20 protein-coding genes and 1 riboswitch are annotated in these 19494 nt (G+C 55.7%); of the genes, 7 read left to right on the forward strand and 13 right to left on the reverse strand.

Translation table 11 applies throughout. The features are described from left to right. Positions 1–294: 294 nt before the first annotated feature. From RGB73_RS19595 to RGB73_RS19640, 10 genes are all read right to left on the reverse strand, one after another. Entirely contained in the window at positions 295–960 is a 666-nt protein-coding gene (locus RGB73_RS19595; protein ID WP_310764430.1) for a YitT family protein, read from the reverse strand. A 277-nt stretch (positions 961–1237) separates the two neighbouring features. Then, entirely contained in the window at positions 1238–1810 is a 573-nt protein-coding gene (gene cobU, locus RGB73_RS19600) for a bifunctional adenosylcobinamide kinase/adenosylcobinamide-phosphate guanylyltransferase (RefSeq protein WP_310764431.1), read from the reverse strand. Positions 1811–1830: 20 nt separating this feature from the next. Continuing rightward, the gene (locus RGB73_RS19605; RefSeq protein ID WP_310764432.1) at positions 1831–2607 is read right to left on the reverse strand and encodes an ABC transporter ATP-binding protein; all 777 of its coding nucleotides are present in this window, start codon (positions 2605–2607) and stop codon (positions 1831–1833) included. 4 nt (positions 2608–2611) lie between these two features. Further along, entirely contained in the window at positions 2612–3649 is a 1038-nt protein-coding gene (locus tag RGB73_RS19610) for a FecCD family ABC transporter permease (protein ID WP_310764433.1), read from the reverse strand. A 1-nt stretch (position 3650) separates the two neighbouring features. Next, positions 3651–4643: an ABC transporter substrate-binding protein gene (locus tag RGB73_RS19615; protein ID WP_310764434.1), complete on the reverse strand. Its 993-nt coding sequence runs from the start codon at positions 4641–4643 to the stop codon at positions 3651–3653. Positions 4644–4832: 189 nt separating this feature from the next. Beyond that, positions 4833–4985, reverse strand: a riboswitch (cobalamin riboswitch). A gap of 122 nt (positions 4986–5107) precedes the next feature. Next, positions 5108–6049 (reverse strand): MBL fold metallo-hydrolase, encoded by a 942-nt coding sequence (locus tag RGB73_RS19620; protein WP_310764435.1) that lies wholly within the window; start codon positions 6047–6049, stop codon positions 5108–5110. Between the two features lie 393 nt (positions 6050–6442). Next, on the reverse strand, positions 6443–7654 hold the full coding sequence (gene lhgO / locus RGB73_RS19625; protein ID WP_310764436.1) for an L-2-hydroxyglutarate oxidase: 1212 nt from the start codon (positions 7652–7654) through the stop codon (positions 6443–6445). A 37-nt stretch (positions 7655–7691) separates the two neighbouring features. After that, positions 7692–9008, reverse strand: a complete 1317-nt coding sequence (locus RGB73_RS19630; RefSeq protein ID WP_310764437.1) for a (Fe-S)-binding protein — start codon at positions 9006–9008, stop codon at positions 7692–7694. A gap of 1 nt (position 9009) precedes the next feature. After that, on the reverse strand, positions 9010–10425 hold the full coding sequence (locus RGB73_RS19635; RefSeq protein WP_310764438.1) for an FAD-binding oxidoreductase: 1416 nt from the start codon (positions 10423–10425) through the stop codon (positions 9010–9012). A 307-nt stretch (positions 10426–10732) separates the two neighbouring features. Beyond that, entirely contained in the window at positions 10733–11446 is a 714-nt protein-coding gene (locus RGB73_RS19640; RefSeq protein WP_310764439.1) for a FadR/GntR family transcriptional regulator, read from the reverse strand. 354 nt (positions 11447–11800) lie between these two features. Between RGB73_RS19640 and RGB73_RS19645 the strand changes: the two genes are divergently transcribed. From RGB73_RS19645 to RGB73_RS19660, 4 genes are all read left to right on the forward strand, one after another. Continuing rightward, a complete protein-coding gene (locus tag RGB73_RS19645; RefSeq protein ID WP_310764440.1) occupies positions 11801–12535 on the forward strand; it encodes an MBL fold metallo-hydrolase in 735 nt (244 codons plus the stop codon). Between the two features lie 53 nt (positions 12536–12588). Further along, complete coding sequence (locus RGB73_RS19650) at positions 12589–13455, forward strand: DUF6282 family protein (RefSeq protein ID WP_310764441.1); 867 nt, start codon at positions 12589–12591, stop codon at positions 13453–13455. Between the two features lie 26 nt (positions 13456–13481). Continuing rightward, the gene (locus RGB73_RS19655; protein ID WP_310764442.1) at positions 13482–14756 is read left to right on the forward strand and encodes an MFS transporter; all 1275 of its coding nucleotides are present in this window, start codon (positions 13482–13484) and stop codon (positions 14754–14756) included. A gap of 223 nt (positions 14757–14979) precedes the next feature. Continuing rightward, positions 14980–15558 carry a pyridoxamine 5'-phosphate oxidase family protein gene (locus RGB73_RS19660; protein WP_310764443.1) on the forward strand — a complete coding sequence of 193 codons (579 nt, stop codon included), beginning with the start codon at positions 14980–14982 and terminating at the stop codon, positions 15556–15558. A 39-nt stretch (positions 15559–15597) separates the two neighbouring features. Here RGB73_RS19660 and RGB73_RS19665 read toward each other — a convergent pair whose 3' ends face one another. Continuing rightward, positions 15598–16011, reverse strand: coding sequence for an SRPBCC family protein (locus RGB73_RS19665; RefSeq protein ID WP_310764444.1), 414 nt, complete (start codon positions 16009–16011; stop codon positions 15598–15600). A gap of 26 nt (positions 16012–16037) precedes the next feature. Then, positions 16038–16793: an SDR family oxidoreductase gene (locus RGB73_RS19670; RefSeq protein WP_310764445.1), complete on the reverse strand. Its 756-nt coding sequence runs from the start codon at positions 16791–16793 to the stop codon at positions 16038–16040. A 130-nt stretch (positions 16794–16923) separates the two neighbouring features. On the opposite strand from RGB73_RS19670, the gene RGB73_RS19675 reads away from it, so the two are divergent. The 3 genes from RGB73_RS19675 (at position 16924) to RGB73_RS19685 (ending at position 18495) form a co-directional block, all read left to right on the forward strand. Beyond that, positions 16924–17613: a DUF3626 domain-containing protein gene (locus RGB73_RS19675; RefSeq protein WP_310764446.1), complete on the forward strand. Its 690-nt coding sequence runs from the start codon at positions 16924–16926 to the stop codon at positions 17611–17613. Next, a complete protein-coding gene (locus tag RGB73_RS19680; protein ID WP_310764447.1) occupies positions 17591–18070 on the forward strand; it encodes a DUF3626 domain-containing protein in 480 nt (159 codons plus the stop codon). The genes RGB73_RS19675 and RGB73_RS19680 overlap by 23 nt, the downstream gene beginning before the upstream one ends. Positions 18071–18306: 236 nt before the next feature. Next, positions 18307–18495, forward strand: coding sequence for a hypothetical protein (locus RGB73_RS19685; RefSeq protein ID WP_310764448.1), 189 nt, complete (start codon positions 18307–18309; stop codon positions 18493–18495). 96 nt (positions 18496–18591) lie between these two features. On the opposite strand, the gene RGB73_RS19690 is transcribed toward RGB73_RS19685, so the two are convergent. Next, entirely contained in the window at positions 18592–19353 is a 762-nt protein-coding gene (locus tag RGB73_RS19690; protein WP_310764449.1) for a MerR family transcriptional regulator, read from the reverse strand. Positions 19354–19494 lie beyond the last annotated feature (141 nt).

A 19494-nucleotide genomic window follows, 5' to 3' on the forward strand; every position in this document is an offset into this window, starting at 1 on the left:
CTTCGATAAAAGAGGGGTTCCCGTGCGGAAAACGCGTCCTATGAAAAAAAGGTTCAAAATATGGAGGCGGATCTACTTGCTGATATAAAGAACACTACAACGACGAGCCGATTGCAGAAGAGTCATCGGCAGGTTCGATACCTCCCTACTATAAAGGCCTGAACAAACGAAGCGATGAAATCGCGATCTGCTGGTATCTCGTGCTCGACAAAACGCAAACCAAAAAACCTTGCCGCTGGCTGTGGGCAAGGTTTTCAGGGTTCGTATCTATGTGCATGTCGTCTTCGATTGCGTTTATCTGTGATTGATGGATACATGGCCATGTCCGGCGACTTCTTCTTCTTTTGCCTCGGCGGAAGCTTCTGCTCCCCTACCGACGGTCCACGTAATGACGCGGCTGGAAATCACCACAGCGAGAATCGTAAAAAACATCTCTTTGACAGGCACGTACCAGAATGACAGCGTCAGCACCATACCGTCCAACAGAAGGAAAATGGTACCGATCGACAGTCCCGTGTACTTGCTGAGCAGCAGGGACAAAATATCGTCTCCCCCTGTCGCAGCGCCATAGCGAAGAACAAGTCCCGTCCCCAGTCCGGTCAATATCCCGGAGAGAATAGAGGCGACAGGCATCATCCCGCTAAGGTCCATCACAATCGGCGAATACCGCTCAAACAGATCGTAAAAGACCGTAAACGAAAGGGACGCGAAAATCGTATCCCAGATAAATTGGCGTCCTCGCACCAGCCAGGCTACCAAAAACAACGGGATGTCCAGCAAGATCATCATCGTCGCGGGCGACAGGTCGAAGGCATACTTGGCCAGCAGCCCCAGGCCGACGAATCCGCCTTCAGACAAGTGGTTCTGAAAATTGATGTGATAATACGTAAAAGCAAGCAAACAAGCACCAAACAAAATCAAACCGTATCGTCGAACTTTCTGCAGCGCTCTCCTCATCATGAATTCCTCGCAGTTTTGTCGGTTTTGGCACAGACGTCCAACCGACCAGGGAGGAATATCGCAGGTACAAGTCGCTACTCATAAAAATACCCCGCTTCCGTAGTAGGTTGGTCGTCCAAGTGACGATCGACTACTACGAAGCTAGATGTAGGAGAGGTCATACCGTTTCCAGATCGTCCTATAGGGACGCATGGTATCCTGATCCTTTCCATTGCTTTTTTTCTATTATAACACAAAATCGGCAAAAAAGCGAATCAGGTCCATCCCGATTCGCGTCCTACACGAAAAACTCCCTGCTTTTCAATTCGATCGGAATTCCTGCCGTGACGAGAAAAACACGGTCGCAGACGCTTGCGACCCGTTGATTCATGACGCCAGCCACATCGCGAAAGAGGCGCCCTAACGGATAGTCCGGCACGATTCCGTAACCGACTTCATTCGTGACCACAATCAACGTGCCAGGGAATGAACGCAACGCAGCCTCCAGCTTTGCCAGCAGCGGCTCAAGCAGCTCCGTCGCCGCGTCTAGATCCGGCTCGATGCGCAGCAGCCAATTGGACAGCCACAGGATCAGGCAATCCACAAGCACGACCGTATCGTTTTCCCACAGCTCCCTCTTCCCGGCGAGCTGCTCCAGGATCGCACTCAGCTCGTACTGTTCTTCGACCGTCTCCCACGGGATAGCCGACTGTTTCCGCCGCTGCTGATGCTGTGCCACTCTTTCCTGCAGCTCTTCGTCGAAGACAGGGGAGGTGGCGATGTATATTCCCCGCGAACCGCAATGTGCCGCGTACTTTTCTGCGAATGCGCTCTTTCCGCTCTTGGCTCCACCTGTGATCATGACGACCACGGCGCTCCCTCCTTCTTCCTTTACGACCCGGATTGCAGCATGATCTGCGGCAAGCGTTGAACCGGGTGCTCCATCACAATCGGCCGTATTCCGTACACTTCCTCGATCAGACCGCTCTGCACAATATCCCGCGGCTCCCCTACCCGCACCTGCTTTCCTTGGTGCAGCATCAAAAGGCGGTCACAATAAAGCGAAGCCAGATTCAAATCGTGCAATACTGCCACTACCGTGACCTGGGTGTTTTTTTGCCAGCTGCGCACGATGTCCATGAGCTGGATCTGATAGCCGATATCGAGATAGGTCGTCGGTTCGTCCAGCAATAGCAGTCTCGGCTTTTGGGCAAGCGCTTTGCCCAGTGCGACCCGCTGCTTTTCGCCGCCGCTCAGCTCATCCAAGGTCCGCTCCTCCAACGCCGACAAGCCGAGCATCCGGATGATGTCGTCGATCAGCGGTCCCGCATCCTCCGCTTCCTCCCCCAGCCAGTTTTGATAAGGAAACCTCCCCATCTCCAGCACTTCCCGGACGCGAAATCCGACGGGCGGCAAGGCCTCCTGCTCCAATACGGCAAGCACGCGCGCGAGCTCTTTTCGTGAATACTTCTGAATCGGCAAGCCGTTTACCGCAATTTCTCCGGCATCGCCGGAAACCACGCCGGAGATGATTTTCAGCAAGGTCGATTTGCCGCTGCCATTGGGACCGATGATGCCGAAAAATTCCCCGGCCGCCACGGAAAACGCTACATTTTGGAGCACCGGACGCGCACCATAAGACTTTTGCAGACCTGTCACCTGAATCATCCGTCTACCTCCTTCCGGTCCGTTTTTGCTGTTTCAGCAAATATGCGAAAAAGGGAGCGCCAAGGAAAGCCGTCACGACCCCAAGAGGAATTTCGGTGGGAACCAGCAGCATCCTCGCCAGCGTGTCCGCCCACAGCACGTAGACCCCGCCGAAAATCGCCGACATCGGCAACAGAATGCGGTAGTCCGGCCCTACCATCATGCGGACGAGATGGGGCACGACCAGACCCACAAAACCGATGATCCCGGAAATGGACACCGCTGCCGCCGTCAGCAAAGTGGAAACGATCAGGACGGTCAGTTTGGTCCGATCCACATGCACGCCCAAATGCGCGGCCTGCCGTTCGCCCAGCGCAAACAGGTTGAGCGCGCGCGAGTAAGCGATCAGGACGGCGGCACCCGCGATCAGGTAAGGAACCAAGACGTATGTATAAGCCCATCCCCGGAACGACAGGCTGCCCATCAGCCAAAACACGATTTCGTTGACGGTCTGATCGGACAACGAGACCATGAACGACACCCAGGAGCCGAGAAACGCCTGCACGACTACGCCTGACAAAAGCAGCGTCTCCGTCTGCAGCTTTCCCTGTGTATTCGCGAGCCGCAGCACCAGCCACAAGCTGACGAGACCGGTGAGGAAGGCTACTACCGGGGTACTCCAGCTGCCGAGAAAAGAGATTTGCAGACCGAACAAGATCAGAAACGCTGCCCCTACTGCCGAGCCGGACGCGACCCCCATCGTGTACGGATCCGCCAAAGAGTTGCGCAGCACCCCTTGAAAGCCGGCACCTGCCAGAGAGAGACAAGCGCCGACCAAGACGGCAAGGACGACGCGCGGAAATCTCACTTTCATGACGATCTGCTCGGCGGACTCCGGCCAGGTCACGGACAGGAGATCCGCAAAGCCTGGCACCTGGTGAAGCAGAACCATCCACACCTGGGAAAGCGGCAGTTGGGCCGCTCCCAGAGAAACGCTGACGATGATCGAGGCGAGCAGCAACAATACGCCCGCTCCTCCCCACACAACCAGTCTCCCTCGCATGCTATTTCACCCGATCGGGGTAAATCGCCTTGGCCACTTCAATCAGCCCTTGGGTAATGCGCGGACCCGGACGGGACAATGTATTTTGATCCATGCCAAAAATCTGTTTGTCGCGAATCGCCTTGATTTTTTCCCAGCCGCTTCGCTGCGTGATGATGTCCTCCAGCTTCTTGCCGGTTTTGTCGTCCGTGATGCCGTTGGCGTAGAGAATCACATCCGGATCGTCCTTGACGATTTTCTCTTCGCTGATCGGGTTCCAGCCTTCTGTGTCGGAGGCAATGTTCGCCGCCCCGGCCAAGGTGATCAGCTCATCCAAAAATTCGCCTTTGCCGACCGTCCAGCCCGGCGAAAACTCGAGGTACACCTTTTTCCTTTCTTCCGGTTTGACGTCTTTGACGGCATCCGTCACGCGTGCGATGTCTGCTTTCATCTGTGCGACCAGCTTTTCGGCCTGCTCCTGGCGATTGGTAATCGTCCCGATCGCCAAAATGTCTGACATGATGTCATCCAGCTTTTTCGGATGCGTCACGAAGACAGGCATCCCCATTGTCTTCAGCTTGTCAGCCACAGGCCTTTCCATGGAAATCCCGCCGATGACCAGATCGGGACTCTGGGCCAGAATCGCCTCCTCGTTTGGCTTCACCACTCCCCCTACCTTGGGCTTCGATTTCGCTGCTTCCGGGTAATCGTCGTAATCGGACACGCCGACAATCTGCTGATCAAGACCCAAGGCAAACAGAATTTCGGTCTCGGCCGGAGACGTCGAGACAATGCGCTTCGGCTCCTTGGGAATCGTCACTTCTTTCCCCGTGGAATCGGTAACAGTCAAAGGGTATGTGGTCTTACTCGCAGCAGTCTGTGTGGAATTGCCCTCGGCTGCTTGCTGCTCTGCGGTCTGCTGCTGCGCAGTTTGTGCGGGCTGGCTCTGCGTGCCGCAGCCGATCAGGCTCAAAGCGGCCAACAAAGGGACGGCCAGCTTCCAATATTGCTTCATCTATACTTCTTCCTTTCCTCAGATGTATGTTCCATTCGCCGAAAGAGGCTTCCGGTCAGCACGAAAAGACCCTTGCTTCCGGAGGCAGAAGCGAAGGGTCGGCTTTTCAGGTCCCAAATGGCTGACCGATCATGGAGCCCATTTGCAATCGACAATCATTCCGGCCGCTCCTTTCCGCGAAGGAATACAGGCACGCTAGGCAAACAGGCAGGTCTCCTGGCTTACGGGCAGGCATATCAAAGCACCCGTTTTACAGTGGCGGGACCGCGCCGGATTCGCACCGGCTTCCCTTTTCACCTCGGCCCGTTTCAGGCTCGAGGCACCTGCTTGCAACTCATATGGAATTGTCCATCTGCTTGCATACCCCATCATGATAGCATTCCTTTCCCAAAAAAAGAAGAACCAAAGCCGCTGCCGCGCTTCCGGTTCTCTCCCGCAATTTTGTTCCTGTTCATGCAAGACGCCTATTTTTTCTGCAGGTAATCCACAATCCCCATGGAACAGACCGACAGATCCAGCCGGATGACCTCATACACAGGATGATCGTCCGCGACTCCGTGGGACTGTAAATATTCGGTGACGCGTACCAATAGCCTCTGCGCCAGTTCGCGATCGCCGAGGCCTTCCGCCAGAACCTCCTCGCCTGTTGCGACAAATACAGGTAGCCATTCGCGAATGTGCCTGTAGACATCCTCCACCTGCTCCGTCATCCCGAAATGACCAAAGTAAATTCTGTCCAGATTCCGCTTCTCGTAGCGCTCGATGGAGCGTAGCATCTGGTCAGGATCGAACTGGTTGGGGGAAGTGGAGGGCAAAACGAAATGAATTCCTTCCTTTCGCAGCATGGGGTAGTGCACCCCGGCAGTATCTCCCGTAAACATGCCGTTTGATACGGGATCGTAAATGCTGAAATGGTGGTTCGCATGGCCGGGCGAATCCATAAAATGCAGCTCGGAGTTCGGACCGATTCGCAGCGTATCTCCGTCTGTTTTTTGAACCAGCCGTTCCTCCGGTACAGGAACGATCGGGTCAAACAGCGCATCAAATTGTTCCTTGTACACCGCCCGGGCGCCAGCGATCAACCGGCTCGGGTCGATCAGGTGGCGCGCGCCTTTCGGGTGAACGACCAGCTTGGCATTGGGGCATTCCTGCAAAAACAGGCCGGCTCCCCCCGCGTGGTCCAGGTGAATATGTGTGACGATGACGTATTTCACCTGATCTGGCGTGTAGCCCAATCTGGCCAGACCCTCCCGTATGTACGGCACAGAGGTGCTCGGTCCCGTCTCGATCAAAGTCAGTTCCTCTTCCGCAATGACATACGTGCCTGTCCGCTGTGGCCAGCCCATGTCAAAACCGTCGATCAGATGAATGCGCTGCCCCAAGTGGAGCGGTTCCTTCTGCTGCATTCGCACTGCGCCTCCTTTTGAATCCCTTTTTGTCTCTTTGTATTGCTTGAATATTTCCACTTTACCACATGCAAGGCAGCTTGTGGACAAACCAAGGCTCCAGATTGGATGCGAGTCAGGCAAGGGACAGCTCCAACGCCTTCACGGGCACACAGTATGCGGTCTTGGTGGCCGCCGGTTCAGGATCAGGACAAACGGTCCACCAGGCTGGCCGCGTACTCCTCCAGCCGCTTCGCGATCAGCGCGTCGGTCAGAAGTGTATTCTTCTCCCAACATCGTACAACGTTTGTCCATGCTGCGCCCCCTTTGTTTTTCAGAAAGAAAAAAGAGCAGCCCCAGCCATCTTCACGGCTTGCGGGATGCCCCTGGTGACTCTGTTCTCATACGTTCCCTTTACAAAGCAGCGGCAAGCAGATGCGTCTGCTCCGGAATACGGCTGACGATTTCCTTCCCGATTTCGATGGAAGCCGTGGCTGCCGGAGACGGAGCATTGCAGACGTGGACGGTGCGCTTTCCCATGATGATATGGAAATCGTCGACCATGTTTCCGTCGCTCTTCAACGCTTGTGCGCGGACTCCGGCCGGCGCAGGGATCAGATCGTCTTCCTGAATTTCCGGGATCAGCTCCTGGAGGCTGGCCGTGAAGCGCGCTTTGCTGAACGAACGGTAATACTCTTCCAGCCCCTCCTTCATGAACTTGCCGGCCAGCTTCCAAAACCCGCCGTAGGTCAGCACTTCCGAGAGATCCGCCAGATTGATGTCCGTTTTCCGATAGCCTTCCCGCTTGAAGCTGAGCACTGCATTCGGGCCTGCATCCACTTCTCCGCTGATCATCCGGGTGAAGTGGACGCCAAGAAACGGAAATTTCGGATTTGGCACCGGGTAAATCAAATTCTTTACGAGGTACCGCTTTTCCGGTTTGAGCTTGAAATACTCGCCGCGGAACGGCACGATTTTCATGTCGGTTTGATAGCCCGCAGCCGCCGCCACCCGGTCGCTGTGCAGGCCCGCACAGTTGATGACCAAGCGTGCCTTGACCGTACCGCGGTTCGTCTCGACGGTGACCACGTCCGCTTCTTCCCGGATGTTCATGACTTTGGTTTCCAGGCGGATTTCTCCGCCGTGCTCCCGGATGATGTCACCGAACTTTTCGCTCACCTGCCTGTAGTTCACGATGCCCGCCATTGGCACGCGGATGGCCGCCAGTCCGTTTACGTGCGGCTCGATCTGCTTCAGTTCTTCCTTGGTAATCTTTTGGATGGCGAGCTCGTTTTGCAAACCGCGGGTGTACAGGTTTTCGAGCAGTGGCAGCTCTTCCGGCTTTGTGGCGACAATCACCTTTCCGCAGATGTCGTGATCGATCCCGTGGATCTGGCAAAATTCCGTCATGGACTTGCTTCCTTGCCGCGCAAAACGGGCTTTGAAGCTACCCGGCTTATAATAGATACCGGAGTGGATTACCCCGCTGTTGTGGCCCGTCTGATGCTCGGCCAGGGCCGCTTCTTTCTCGATGACGACGACTTTCGCATTCGGATAGCGTCGATAGAGAGCCATTCCGGTAGAAAGACCGACGATCCCTCCGCCGACGACCGCAAAATCGTACATGTATTCTCCTCCTCATCCCGGACACATAGTTGTATGTCTACTTATCGCTGGATGCCGTGATCCCCGCCGCCTCCGCCAGGTATTCGACCAGGTGCAGGACGCGCACGGATCCGCTCAAGCCTTCCCGCTCCACGCCCAGCTTCATTTGCAGCAGGCAGCCGGGATTCGTCGTGATGATGACTGACGCATCCGTCTTCTTCGCCTGCTTCATCTTTTCATCCAAGATCTGCATGGATGCATCGTAATGGACGATGTTGTAGATGCCGGCCGAACCGCAGCACATCTCCGCCTGCTCCATCTCGATGTACTGGATTCCTGGAATAGACTTGATCAGCTCTACCGGTTCCCTCGTCACCTTCTGTACGTTCGTCATGTGGCAGGACCGCTGGTATGTCACGCGTTCATTCGCCCGAGGAGCCAGCTGTGGCACGCCGCACTCTGCGAGAATTTGACTGATGTCTCTCGACTTGGCGGAAAAGGCAGCCGCCCGCTCTCTCCACGCGTCGTCCTCCGCAAGCAAATGCCCGTATTCCACCAGCATCGCGCCGCATCCGCCCGCATTGTTGACCACGAAATCCGCCTGTGACGCCTCAAACGCCTCGATATTCCGCTTGGCGAGCTCCCTTGCTTCCTCCATCTCGCCAGCGTGAGCGTGCAGAGCGCCGCAGCACGTCTGGTTCGGCACGACGAGCACGTCGCACCCCGCTTCGGCCAGCAGCTGGATCGAGAGCCGGTTGATGCGGTGAAACATGGCATCCATAATACATCCCGTAAAAAAGGCCACCGTGTACTTCTTTTCCTTTCGGGATCGCACATGGGCGGCGGCGCTTCCTCTTTCCCCAGGAGATACGGCTCTTGGCACGATCGCCTCGAACGCTCCCAGGTTATAAGGCAGCTTTTCGGCCACTCCCGACCTGCGCAGCGCTGTTTGCAGTCCGCTTTTCTCGTACAGCCACATCGAGTGACCCGCGAGATTCATCAGCTTTCTGCTCGGGAACACCTTTTTCAGCATGGCCTTGCGCAGAAGGCGGACGGGTACGGTAAAACGCTTGCGCCTCACGATCGCAGCCCGGGTCGCTTCCAGGATGGCACCGTATTCCACGCCGGTCGGGCAGGCCGTTTCGCAAGCCCTGCAGCCCAGGCACAAGTCGAAGGGTTCCTCCAGAACAGACAGATCGGAAATCCTACCCTCCCCGACCATTTTGACCAGATTGATCCTGCCGCGCGGCGAGTGCGTCTCTTTTCCAAACGTCGTGTACGTAGGACATACCGGCAGGCAGTAGCCGCATTGGACGCATTTGTTTGTTTTGTCGTAAAGAAGCTCTTCCCTAAGTGCTTGGCGCGTTGGCTCCACCCTAACTCAACTCCAATTTTTGCCCCGGCTCGGGAAAGATTTTCCCGGGGTTCATGATCTGATTGGGGTCCCATGCTTGTTTGATCCGCTTCATCATATCCAGGCCGCAGGCGCCGAGCTCCATCTCCATGAAGGGAGCCTTCATCGTGCCTATGCCGTGCTCGCCGGACAGTGTGCCCCCAAGCTCGACCGCCGCTTTGAAAATCTCCGCAACCGCTTGCTCGACCCGTCTCATTTCATCCGGGTCGGACTTGTCGCAGATGATGTTCGGATGCAAATTGCCGTCCCCCGCATGTCCAAACACGACCAGATGAATCCCGTACCTTTCTCGGATGGCCTGCAGCCGCTCGCACATTTCCGGAATCTTGCTGCGCGGAACCGTAGCGTCCTCGGAAATTTTCGTCGGCTTGATCCTGACGATGGCCGGCGAAACGAGCTTGCGAGCCCGCCACAGCTCGGCCTCCTCCTTTTTGTCTTTGGCGATGCGCACTTCCCTGGCTCCGACCGCCCGACTCAGCTCGGCTGCCTGCTGGGCTTCCTCACGCAAAGCCAGCGGATGCCCGTCCAGCTCGATCAGGATGAGCGCCGCGGCATCCACCGGCAAGCCGAGCGGCTCGTACTGCTCGACAGCGGTCATCGAAGCCTGATCCAGCAGCTCCATTTTGGAGGGCAGAATTCCCGAGGACAAAATTTTGGAGATCGCGCTCCCCGCATCCACGAGTGAGTCGAAAATCGCCATCAGCGTGGCAGTTTGCTGCGGTTTGGGGATCAGGCGCAGCACCGCTTTCGTGATGATGCCGAGGGTGCCCTCCGACCCGACGATCAGCTTGGTCAGATCGTAACCGGTTACATTCTTGACTGTTCTGCCGCCTGTCTGGATGATTTCCCCTTCGGGAGTGATGACCTCCAGGCCGATGACGTAGTCTTTCGTGACCCCGTATTTGAGCCCCCTGGGACCGCCCGAATTTTCCGCCAAATTCCCGCCGATGGTAGACACATGGGAGCTGCTCGGGTCCGGCGGGTACATGAGACCTTTTTGCTCGGCGGCTTTATGGATCTCCGCTGTAAGCACGCCTGGGGAAACGACCGCTACCAGGTCCTCCTCGTGTATTTCCAGGACGTCGTTCATGACGGACAGATCGAAGACCATCCCGCCTTTTACCGGGAGTGGACCGCCGCTCAAGCTGGTCGATTGGCCGCGCGGATAAACCGGAATCTTCTCCCGGTTTGCGAGCTTTACCAGCGCTGCGAGCTCCTGGACGCTTTTCGTCTGGATGACGACGTCCGGCAAAAACGTGCCGAATGATCCGTCGAACGAATAGCTGTATCGATCGCTCTCATCTGTCAGCACTCTGCCAGTGGCGACGATCGACTTGATTTCCGTCAGATGGTCGGCCGTCAACGCTTTCCAGTTCATTGGCATCCCTTCCTTCCCTGCTGTTCTTATTTGATAGAAAACAACAATTTGCCTTACAAATAATATCCTCTTATACCTAATCAAGAATGTTAATCTATTAAAAATCCGTTGGTTTACACCCCAATCATACGCATCATTCCGCAATTTGGCAAGAGGAATCACAAGATTTGTATTACAAGTATCCACCTTGGCAATGCCCTGCAGATGCCCTCGCTACCCAAACCGCAACGTCGGAGCTATCCTTCGCCCCTCAACAAAAGAAACCGCCTCGACAGATGCCGGGCGGTTATTCGGACTGCTTCTTTGTTCACTCGATTCCTTCATCGTCGTTGAACAGCAGGAACAGCTTCTTCTCTGCATTTTTCAGATGAATGGAGCACTGGACACGGGCCAGCTCCGGTTCCTCCGCTTCGATGGCGAGGACGATGTTCTGGTGCTCCTTGTACACGATCTCCCGCTTTCGTTTGAGCCCGATGTTTTGCTTGAGTGTGATCGCCAGCGCGCTTTTGTACAGGGAGGAAAGGCTCTCCATCGTTTGGATCATGACGGGATTGTGCGTGGCCTGGATCAAGGCACGGTGAAATTCGAAGTCGGATTCCGCACCGGTCTTGTCATCCGAGGATAAGTCGTCCTCCAGGAGCTTCAGCACCTTGTGCATGTTTTCCAGATCTTCGGGAGTCCGTCTCAGCGCGGCCAGATAGGCGGCTTGCGGCTCCAGGATTTGCCTCATTTCAAACAAGTATTTGATGCCTTCCGCGCTTCCCCCGTGTATGTTCAAATGCTGAATCAATGAGAACGGCTGAATATCCTCGACATAGCTGCCGCCGCCTTGCTGCGACGTGATGATCCCCATCGCTTTCAGCACACTGAGCGCTTCGCGAATCGGTACCCTGCTCACGCCGAATCTCGCGCTCAGCTCCATTTCCGTGGGCAGCTTCGAGCCCGGCGGAAACTTGCCTTCCTCAATCATTGCCAACAGCTCACGTGATATTTTTTGCGAGATCTTCTCTTTCTTCTCCATGTCCATCCTCCGCGATTGTGGTAAGTCGAATGTCAGCCGGGCCCAAGTACGCCTTTTACCCGCACCCTTCTCTACTGCCGCGCTTTCCTGATTGTAACGATAGATCCCGTTTTTGCTCAAGATCATGGAAAGACAAAAGGAGAGGGATAGGAATCTGGCTAACAAATTTGTATTATAATTTTCGAAAAACACGCAATAAACAGTAGACAAATATTCCAAGCTTTTGTATTCTAAACGAGTGAAAGCGCACTATATCCCCATTTTACACAAAGACCAGCAAGTAAACACGCATTATTTGTATGACAATTTTGTATTACAACTGAAGTTTTCCTCTCGGTATCGAAAGGAGGTCCCATGAAAGTCGACATCTTGTTTGAAGGCTTCCCGGGCAAATCAAGCAGAGGGTTTTTGGGCTGGAGCAGCTGCGTCCTCCTTCGTCCTGACCACGGCAAACCGATGCTGTTCGATACGGCCGGATTTAACGAAAGGTACGCGCTGCTATCCAAGCTGGCTAAATTGGGAATTGACGCAGACGAAATTGGAAGCGTTTTTATCAGTCACTTCCACTTCGATCACGCCGTCAATTACCCCCTGTTTAGCCGGGCCCAGTTTTATCTGCACGAAGAGGAAGTTTCACACGTCCAAAAAAACGGCCGTGCCGATCTGGCTATTCCCGCTGAAATGTACCAGGCCTTGCACGGTACGGGGAGGCTGACGCTGCTCGCCGGCAGCGAAGGCGAGGTGCAAGGGATTCCGTGGCGTCTCACACCTGGACATACACCAGGACTGTGTTCGCTGTTTTTCAGGCAGGACGGCCAGAACTGGGTGCTGGCTTCTGACGCAGCCAAAAACAGGTATGAGCTGCTGAGCGAAAAAGCGGCCATGACCTGGGACGACGATGCGAGCACGAAGAGCATCCAGGCGATCAAGGCATGGGCAGACATCGTCGTAACGGGACATGACGGAATCATCAAAATAGTCCGAGAGAGGGGTGACGTACACCTCGAACCGCTGACAACCCCCGCCGTGGAGATCACGCTGCCTTCCGAGCAGAACGGGGAGCCCGCTGTCATCTCACTAAAGCTGTAGCCTTCTTCGCCTTCCGTTTCCCACATCCCCCATCAAGGAGTTGAGCAGTCCGCATGTTAGGTATCAAGGGTGCCATCGACATTCACGTTCATTCCAGTCCCAGCATTTTTCCCAGGTCCGTCGACGACTTCGAGCTCGCCGAGCAGGCGCGCGCTGCCGGTATGAGAGCCATCGTCCTCAAAGCACACGAGGAATCCACCGTATCGAGAGCAAAGATCGTGACGAAATTCGTTCCGGGCATCGAGGTCTACGGTTCACTCGTCCTGAACGAGTACGTCGGCGGTTTGAATCCGTATGCCGTAGACATGGCGATCCAGCAAGGCGCCAAAATCATCTGGATGCCGACTGGCTCCGCCAAGCATCACCTGGATTACTATGGAGGAAAAAGTGATTACAAGGAACAAAAATCGTCCATCCGCCTCCTCCCGCAAAAGGGGATCACCATCTTTTCCGATGACGGACAAGTCCTTCCCGTCGTGTACGAAATCGTCGACTTGATCAAAGGCACCGGCGCCGTTCTCGCTACGGGTCACCTGTCTCCCCGGGAGACGAAGGCGCTCGTCCAGATCGCGTCTGAACGCGGTGTCGAGAAGATTTTGGTCGCCCATCCCGATTTGAAAATCAACAAGATGGAGCTCTCCCTTCAACTGGAGCTGGTGCAGTTGGGAGCGTACGTCGAAAAGTCGATGCTGACGCTCATGCCGAACTGGCAGTCGATCCAGCCGGATGAACTCGTCTACGGAATGCGAAAGCTCGGTTTCGACCGCTGTGTCCTCCAGACGGATTTCGGGCAAGTCAATCATCCGACGCCGACCGAAGGGTACTCGCAGTTCGTTCAACTGTTGTTTGATCACGGCTTAACGGAAGAAGAAATCAGGAAAATGGCTTGCGAGGTTCCCGCCGAGCTGTTGTCTCTGTAAAATCGCACGGAAAAGAGGTAGCGCACATGGAAAAAATCCCTCAAGCGGATATGGCATCCCGCTCTGTCCCCTGGTACCGAGAAATTACGTCCAAACAATGGAAGACGCTGGTAGCCGCGAGCACCGGCTGGATGCTGGATGCGATGGACGTCACCCTGTATGCCATGATTATCGTGTACATCATGGCTGACCTGCAAATGACGCAGTCCACCGCTGGATTGCTGGCATCTCTCACCCTTCTGAGCTCGGCCTTCGGCGGTCTCATCTTCGGGATGATCGCCGATAAAAAAGGAAGAACGACCGCACTCATGATTAGCATGATAGTCTTTTCCTTGTTTACGGCACTCGGCGGCTTTTCCCAGTCCGTCACGCAGCTGGCCGTCGCCCGTCTGATCGTCGGCCTGGGCATGGGCGGCGAATGGGTAGCGGGAGCCGCACTCATCACCGAAAGCTGGCCGGCCAAGCACCGCGGCAAAGCCATGGGCTTGGTACAAGGCTCCTGGGCGATCGGCTACGGGCTCGCTGCCATCATCGCCGGGCTCGTCCTTCCGACGTTTGGCTGGCGCGGCGTGTTCTTTGTCGGGATCATTCCCGCTCTGTTTGCGATCTGGGTACGCCTCGGAACGGACGAGCCCGACATTTGGGTAGAAAAGCAAAAAGAAGCCGAAAAGACGAACACCAAAGAAAAAGGCAGCCTCGTCAAGCTGTTTGATAAAAAAGTTCGGCGCTGGACCATTCTCGGCTCTGTCCTGAGTATCTGTGCCCAGTTTGGGTACTGGGGACTCTTTACCTGGATCCCGACATACCTGGCTACCCCTGTGGAAAAGGGAGGCGCCGGACTGGATCTCATGAAGCAGACGAGCTGGATCGTCATCATGCAGGTCGGAGCATGGCTCGGGTACGTGATCTTCGGCCTTTTGGCGGACAAAATCGGCCGAAAAATCACGTTTATCCTGTTCTTTGCCTTGGCGGCGGTCCTCGTCCCTCTGTACGGCTTCACTCATGATCCAGGCAAGCTGCTCTTGCTCGGTCCGCTGGTAGCCTTTTTCGGATCCGGATACTTCAGCGGTTTCGGGGCCGTGCTTGCGGAGCTCTTTCCGACCGCGATCCGGGCGACAGGCCAGGGATTCTGCTACAACTTCGGCAGGGCCGTCGCCGCATCCGCCCCGTTCACGATCGGCGTCCTCGCCACCACGATGGGACTCGGTGTCGCATTCAGCATTACTTCCGTCGCTTTCGGGCTGGCTGCGGTCCTCGTTCTGCTGTTCCTCCCTGAAACCAAAGGAAAAGAGCTCGTCTGATTTCCCCGACCATGCCTATGGCCCGTCTCTTTCGGCACATGCAGTCGGACTGAGCTTCTATGCTTCCAAAGTCGGTCACTCCGTGCAGGAGGACCGGCTTTTGTGTTTCTTCGCACTCGGCCACATTCTTCCCGCACGCCTAAAGGGGAAGAGAAATCCCTGGCGAATGTTTTCTATAGAATAGAGCAGGGCACTTACACCGCTATCGAACAGGAGGATAGGCATGGCTAAGCTGTTTTCGGAAATTTCGCCTGAGCATAAAGCCTTCATCGAACGTCAGCGCATCTTTTTCGTTGGGTCTGCGCCATTGGATGCGGATGGGCACGTCAATTTGTCCCCCAAAGGGTATGATGTGCTGCGGATTTTATCTCCCACCGAAGTCGCATATCTGGACCTGACTGGAAGCGGAAACGAAACGAGCGCCCACCTGGCGGAAAACGGGCGCATCACGATCATGTTCATGGCTCTTGAAGGGGCGCCCATGATCTTGCGGCTGTACGGCAAAGGCCGTGTCATTTTGCCGGGCACATCCGAGTGGGAAGATATGGCGGGCCATTTCGAGCTGCTGCCAGGGGCTCGGCAAATCATTGCAGTTTCCTTGCACGCGGTGAAGACGTCCTGCGGCTTCAGCGTTCCCTACTTTTCCTACACAGGGGAACGCGACACCCTGCAAAAATGGGCGACCGCCAAAGGAGAAGACGGACTGGCTGCCTATCATCGGGAGAAGAACTGCACCAGCATGGATGGCATCCCCACGCCACTGGGGCGGCAGCTCGCAGGCTCCCCCGACTCTCTCGTCTGAAGCGCGTCAGAACCAAGCGGCGAGAAAGGCATGCACTCATCAGGCATGCCTTTCTCTCATCATGTGCAGGACTTCCTCCCAGCGCCGCTTCATCTCTTCCCGAACAGGTTGATCACGCAAATGCTCCTGATGAAAGCTGACAGTCGTTTTGACGCCATCGCTGCTCAAGAAGCGAATTTGCAACGTACTGGGCTTTTCCCACTCCGGCTTTTTCCAGGTCAGCCGAATTTGCGAAGACGGCTTCACAATTCGAAATTCCCCCGTGATCCCCTCTTCCGTTTGAAACGTGCGCTTGGGCTCCAGCGTGACCGAAGACACCGTGCCCAGCCATCTGCTCAAGCCCTCGATAGACATCATCTCGTTCCACGCTTGTTCCGGGGATATGGGAACCGTCCTCCTCACCCCGATTTGAAAGCCCACCGAGGCGGTTTGCCCGACAACCTTTCGTTCCATGCTTTCCCTCTCCTTTTTCACGACGATTACGATCGGTAAAATCCACCTTCCGAATTGATGACCTGGCCTGTAATCCACTTCCCTTCGTCGCTTGCCAAGAACAACGCCAAACGCGCAGCATCCTCCGGCTGTCCTATCCGTCCTAGCAAAAACTTCGGCAGGAGCGCCTTCTCCAGTTCGGGCCACATCCATCCCGTATCGGTCGGCCCCGGATTGATGGCGTTCACGGTGATGCCATGAGGCGCGAGCTCAACGGACAAGGTGAGGGTAAAGGCGGAAATCGCTCCCTTGCTCGCCACGTAAGCCAGCTCCCCCGGCATGGGCCCTTGGGCTTGACCGGATGTCAGATTGATAATTCTCCCGTTTGTCTTGCCGCTGCGCTGCAGCCGGCGGGCGAATTCGACGCTGAGCAAGCAGGCGGCCCGGACATTGACGAAATAATGCGCGTCCAGCGTCTCGGCGTCCAAGGCTTCAAAACCGTCGCGGGTCGAGTAGGCCGCGTTGTTTACGAGGATCGTCGGCACTCCCAATCGAGCGGCAGCCTCGTCCAGCAATCGAAACGGAGCGCGGGCATCCGACAAGTCGATTTCCATGCCTGCGCAACGAACGCCATACCCCGTGATTTCCTGCCGGAAGCGGCTTTCCCAGTCCGATCCGGCTTGCCAATGCGTGAAAAAGACATCGGCCCCTTCCTTGGCAAAAGTCCGTGCGATCGCTGCCCCGATGCCTCTTTCGTGGCTGACGCCGGTGATGACCGCGATCTGGCTTTCCAGTCTCATCATTGCATCCCCGCCTCATTAGAGTATTTTTTCCAATCATGGAAGAAGGGATTGAGTTCGCCCATTCGTTGCCCTACAATAAATGAACTTATGGTTATCGATCATTTTCCTGAATGAACAAGGAGGTCTCCAGATGAGTGATACGAATCGTTCTGCGGAAGGATCTGTGTTGACCTCTGCCCAGACCCGGGCACTGGCCCATGTGCAGTCAACAGCAGAGCAGCACCGACAGCAAATGCGGAAGAAGTCCGAACATATTCTGGCGAAAGCCGGCGCGACATTCGTTACCGTGGATGATCTGCTCTCCATGGTCACCCGGCACGCCCGGATCACGCTCAACTTCCATCCCGATCGGCTGCTCCCCTCGGGCGTCACCGTCGTGGAAGGACTTCTCGCTGATGGCGTCTACCAAAGCCAGTTTATAACCGCTGTCTCAAACGGCAGCCCCACTGCCTTTCCAGGTGGAGACCGCGACTGCTGGGAAGAAAAACTGTTCGGGGGCAGCTACCAGTCGTCCCGCGTACAAGCCTCGGAACGTCCCAAATACGGAGCGCTCAATCTTATGGACTATGCGGACGGCGCCTCCCCTCGCTTCGGCTCCTGCTACATTCGGCTGCGGCCGCATACACTCGGACGTTGTACATTCACGTTTGGCGACAGCCATACCGGTCCCGAGCATGTCGGCACGATCGGCTGCTTCGAGCCTGTGCTTGAGGCATTGCTCGACAGCGTCGCTCAAAGCGGCGAAGCACTCGGAACGCCGAACATGGATGTCCCTTCCTTGGTAGAGCGATTGCAGCTTGCAGCGCCTGCCGAACGCTGAAAAGGAAGCGGCTCCACCTATTCTCGGTCGCGCCCTCGATGACTATGTAGAAGCACAAATCCACGGTCCCATCGACCTGTCCACGGACGTCGAAGCGCTCGTAGCGGATCCGTCCTTTCATCACACGGAAACGGGACTGCAGCTTCAAAGGCTGTGCCAGCGGCATTCCATTCCGCTCCTCTGGCATCCCGGCTTTCACATGTCGGCGACGGCCGTGACAGACGACTTCCGCGGACCAGCCATGCCTCCTCTCGCCCAAAGAGTGACACAGCAGTTTGCGACATCTCCCGGCAGACTGGATGCGGCCGCAATCGGCAGAGCTGCTGCGGATCTGCACCGCTACCCGGACCGCTGGCAAGATTGGGGGACCCAGGTCTTGACATGGCAGCATCTCAAGCAGCTGTGGCATGTTCTCGTCAAGTACGGGGATCCCTTTTCCACTTTCGGATTGGATTGAGCATCATCACGATTGATCGTATCGAGTGACGCGGCACCAACCAACTCGTGTCACCTTATGGGAAACCCTAATTTTCCCAAGAGTATAACAATTAGAGCAAGAAGGCAAGGATTCATGAAGCTTGTGCATCGTGTCATTTTGGAGAAGAGGAGGGATCTGGAAAAACAATGGCATCGTCAGTTCTGGATGGTCCCGTCCCTTCTCCTGTGGTTCGGTTAAAAGATTGAGGTGATCCTTTGGATTTCATCGTAGGCTTGTCCGCAGTTTATTTGAACCCTTTTTTGGCGATTTGGCTCTTGGTCACCTTGACGAGGATCGTCCGCAAGATCGTCAAGGATGAAGACTACAGGTCTCAGCTGTGGTTGGCTTCCATTCTTCTGGCTTGGCTGGTTTTTACGTTTACGTATTTCTCGATCATGATCTAACAACGTCCCGCTCCCAACGACTTTAAGCTGCCTTCCGAAGAAGGCAGCTTGAAACGTTTCGCCACGAAGAGGGCTCCTATAGCTGCTTGCTAGCGTTTACTCCTTACCGGCGTACACCATCACCGCATCCCGCAAAAAAGCAGCGATGCCCGGCTGGTCGCGGTCATAGTAGGCGGTAAACCGAGGGTCGTCCACGTACATCTGCGCGAGTCCCATGTGAGCCTCTTTGGTGTAGCCGTCCCAGTAAAAGGTCAGCCACTCCCGATGGAGCCGGACCGCCTGCTGTGCGAGCTCCGATGCCGGATCGCCCGTCGCATACGCTTCGGCAAGCGCTTCGCGAATGGATGCTTCCAGCTTCGACAGTCTCTCGTACTCTTCTTCGGTCATTCCTTTGATCTTTTGATTCGATCGGTCGACCTGCTCATCCCCGTATTTGGCACGGACTTCACTGCCGTACTGTCGTTCGTTGTCATCGATCAGCTTCTGTTTGAAGCCAGCAAATTTTTGTTTGTCGCTCATCGTTTTCTTCCCCTCTCTCTGGGCGAGCGTCTGATCGACGTTCGCGATCAGCGCGTCCAATTGTTCCCGTTTTTCCAGGAGCCTCTTGCGGTGCTCCCGCAGTGCCTGGTCGGCGTCGAAGTCGGGTGACGTGATGATCTCCTTGATTTCCTCCAAGCTCACACCCAGCTCTCGGTAAAAAAGGATTTGCTGCAACCGGTCGACCTCTGCCGGACCATAGATACGATACCCGGACGAATTGATTCTCGCCGGCTTGAGAATGCCAATTTCGTCGTAGTATCGGAGCGTCCGGGTGCTGACGCCCGCCAGGAGCCCCAGCTTTTGCACTGTATATTCCATGGTCATCCCTCCTGACGAATTCATCGTACACATTTACGCACCGTCAATGTCAACGGGTATTCTCCACCCTTTTTTTGCATCTATTCAGGAACCTTTCTGCCGCGTCTTGCTACGATCCGCTTTTCCAGACTCGCTGGCTGC

The sequence above is a fragment of the Brevibacillus brevis genome (assembly GCF_031583145.1).
Taxonomy (GTDB): Bacteria; Bacillota; Bacilli; order Brevibacillales; family Brevibacillaceae; genus Brevibacillus; species Brevibacillus brevis_E.